This window comes from Tardiphaga sp., assembly GCF_025356345.1.
Taxonomy (GTDB): domain Bacteria; phylum Pseudomonadota; class Alphaproteobacteria; order Rhizobiales; family Xanthobacteraceae; genus Tardiphaga.
Window position 1 is genome coordinate 1 of record NZ_JANXTC010000221.1, and the last position, 3,217, is coordinate 3,217.

At 65.2% G+C, this 3,217-nt stretch carries 4 protein-coding genes; all 4 read left to right on the forward strand.

Annotation, left to right across the window (positions count from 1 at the left end; translation table 11 throughout):
• The coding region (locus Q0S16_RS13560) for a hypothetical protein (RefSeq protein WP_295849058.1) at positions 1 to 202 on the forward strand (202 nt) is incomplete at its 5' end.
• A 147-nt stretch (positions 203 to 349) separates the two neighbouring features.
• The gene (locus Q0S16_RS13565) at positions 350 to 1,498 is read left to right on the forward strand and encodes an FAD-dependent oxidoreductase (protein WP_295849060.1); all 1,149 of its coding nucleotides are present in this window, start codon (positions 350 to 352) and stop codon (positions 1,496 to 1,498) included.
• A 155-nt stretch (positions 1,499 to 1,653) separates the two neighbouring features.
• On the forward strand, positions 1,654 to 2,511 hold the full coding sequence (locus tag Q0S16_RS13570; protein ID WP_295849062.1) for an FAD binding domain-containing protein: 858 nt from the start codon (positions 1,654 to 1,656) through the stop codon (positions 2,509 to 2,511).
• Positions 2,508 to 3,217, forward strand: a 710-nt coding sequence (locus Q0S16_RS13575) for a molybdopterin cofactor-binding domain-containing protein (RefSeq protein WP_295849065.1), incomplete at its 3' end; no start/stop codon positions are given. The genes Q0S16_RS13570 and Q0S16_RS13575, both read left to right, overlap by 4 nt.

Sequence of the window (3,217 nt, forward strand, 5' to 3'; positions counted from 1 at the left end):
CCGACGTTCGATGCTGCCGCTCGCTTCGATCGCCCTGCAAACCAGCGCCACGAAATCCATAGCGGGCTGCCCAACTCGATTACATTCCGTTTTTACCGAAGGACGAATTGGCGTTGCCGTGGGGACGCTTATCGATCGGGAGCATCCGCGGATATTCCCGCCCCTGCAGAAATGCCATCGCGCTGCCGAAAGCCGGACCTAGATCAAGGTCTGATCGATAGCCCGCTATCATCCCCGTCCTTTCATTCCGACCCTTGGTGCAATCATTCAGGACTTCACTTCAGCCAATACCGAGCAAGCCGATCTGCGTGGCGGCCGCTCGCCGTGGTTCGCCGGTATCGGCAACGCGGTGCGCCGGCCGCTGCTCGAAAACACCCGTTGCGACGTCTTGATCGTCGGCTGCGGCATTACCGGATCGCTGATGGCCGAGCAATTGACGCGGCAAGGCCTCGACATCATCCTGATCGATCGCGAAAGGCCGGGCCGCGGCAGCACCGCTGCCAGCACCTCGATGTTGCTGTGGGAGATCGACCGCTCGCTACAGGAGCTGACCCAGCTCTACGGCTTCGACCGCGCCGTACGGGCCTATCGCGCCAGCTATCAGGCGGTTCACGGGTTGAAGGCGCTGGTGCGGGAACTCAACCTGCCCTGCGAAATGCGCGACAAGGATTCGCTGTATCTCGCCGCCGGCGACAGCGCGAAACAACTGATCGAGGAGCACGCCTTGCGGCGGCGCGCCGGCCTGCCCGGCAGCTTCCTCGATCACCATGCCCTGTTGTCCGAATATGAAATCACGCGCGCCGGCGCGCTGGTGTCGCCGGGCTCGGCCGATGCCGACCCGATGCAGCTGGCCAGCGGGTTGCTGAACGTCGCTGTCAGCCGCGACGCCCGGCTGTTCGACGGCGAAGCCGTCTCGTTCGATTGCGCCGCGCAGTCGGTCGGCGTCGGGCTCAAGGACGGCGGCGTGATCGAGGCGCGTCACGTCATCCTCGCCACCGGCTATGTGATGCCCGACATCGTCACGGCATCGGTGCAAAAGCCGTCGTCAAGCTGGGCGATTGCGACCCGCCCGCAGCCACAAAATAGCTGGCGCGGCGGCGCGCTGATCTGGGAGGACAGCAAGGACTATCTCTATGCCCGCACGACCAAGGCCGGTCGCATCATCATTGGCGGCGAGGACAGCGAGGACATCACCGATCCCGATGCCCGCGACGCGCTGATTCCGGCCAAGGCCGAGGCTCTCACCGCTAAACTGGCGGCGCTGTGGCCGCGCGCGGAACTGGATATCGAATTCCGTTGGGCCGGCACCTTCGACACCACCAGCGATGGCCTGCCGCTGATCGGACCGGTACCCGGCCATTCCTGCGTCTACGCCGCCTATGGTTATGGCGGCAATGGCATCACCTTCAGCTTCCTCGCCACGCAGCTGCTCGGCGGACTGATCGCAGGCCGCCACTCCCCCTTGCTGGAAGACTTTGCCCTCGACCGCACGGGCTGACATCGGCCGTGCCCGCAGATCGAGATTCAGCTAAAACAGCGCTGCCGTCGATGCGGGCAGCGAGCGCATCGATTTGCGTCAGCGGGCCAGATTGACATCGCGGGGACGATTGTTAGCATACAAGCGAATTTTGGTCCTCCTGACTGGGTTTTCGCATGAAACCAGCGCCGTTCACCCGCCATGTTCCGAAGACGGTCGATGAAGTCGTCATCGCTTTGGCGGAATATGCGCCGCTCGACGGCCGCATCCTGGCCGGCGGCCAGAGCCTGGTGCCGATCATGGCCTTTCGCATGGCGCGGCCGACGCATCTGATCGACATCAACGAAGTCGATGGCCTCGACCGCATCGCGATCGATGGCGATTATCTTTCAATCGGCGCCCGCGCCCGCCACGGCGCCTTCCACAGGCCCGTGATCGATGGCGTGCTGGGCCATTTGCTGGCTTTCGTCGCCAGCCATATCGCGCATTATCCGATCCGCATGCGCGGTACGTTCTGCGGCAGCCTGGCGCATGCCGATCCATCCTCGGAATGGTGCCTGGTCGCCGCGACGCTTGGCGCAAGCCTGGTACTGAAGAGCGTGCGCGGCGAACGCATTGTCGTGGCGGAGGATTTCCTCGAAGGCATCATGTCGACCTGTCTGGCCGAAGATGAATTTCTCGCCGAGGTCCGGCTGCCGCTGTTGCCGGCCGATACCAAATTCGGCTTCTACGAATTCAGCCGCCGCGCCGGCGACTTTGCCATGGCGGCGGCGCTGGTCACCTACCGTATGGTCGATGGCGTGATCGTCGATGCCCGCGTCGGCATCGGTGGCGCCGAGGACCGCGCGCGACGCATTGGCGAAGCCGAAGCCGTGCTGAACGGTCAGGCGCCCTCGCCCGACCTGTTTGTCGCCGCCGGCGAGGCCGCCGCCGCCGCGATCGAGCCGCTGGAAGATATCCAGACCACCGCGGAATATCGCCGCGACCTAGTCCGCGCGGTGACCCGCCGGGCGCTGGAACGCTCGTTGCCATGACCGCGCATACCAAGGGCTCCGGCACCAACTGGGTCGGGCGCTCGCTGCGACGCGTGGAAGACCCTGCTCTAGTCACCGGCCAGGGCCGCTTCACCGCGGATCTCCCGGCGATGCACTGGGTGCGTTTCGTCCGCAGCGGCGTCGCGGCGGGCTCGATCATTGCAATCAATGTCCCGGATGGCGCCACCATCGTCACCGCGGCCGATCTGAAAGCGCTGAAGCCGATCCGGCCGATGCTCAGCAAGTTCAACTACGTCGCGGTCGGCCAACCGATCCTCGCCGATGGCGTGGTGCGCTTCACCGGCGAAGCCATCGCCGCCGTCTACGCGCCGGCCAAGGATCTCGCGGAGGACCTCGCCGACCTGGTCGAGGTCGACATATCCGCGACGCCACCGCTGGTCGATGCCATGGATGCGCTGGCCGCCGATGCGCCGCTGGTACATGCGGAAGCGGCGGGCAATGTCATCGTCGAGGGCCGCATCGTCACGCCGGGCTTCGACGACATCTGGAAATCCGCGCACAAGATCATCCGCATCGATGGCCGATCGCGACGGCAGAACGCGACGCCGATGGAGGCCCGCGCCGGCCATGCCTCCTATGATGCCTCGACCGGCCGGGTGACGCTGACCTGCACCACCCAGATGCCGCATCTGACGCGTACGGCGGTATGCGACATCATCGGCATGCCGGAATCCGACCTGCGTGT

Excerpts from the sequence above, each read along its gene's own strand:
- Q0S16_RS13570 (WP_295849062.1), top strand. The coding sequence starts at position 1,654 with ATGAAACCAGCGCCGTTCACCCGCCATGTTCCGAAGACGGTCGATGAA.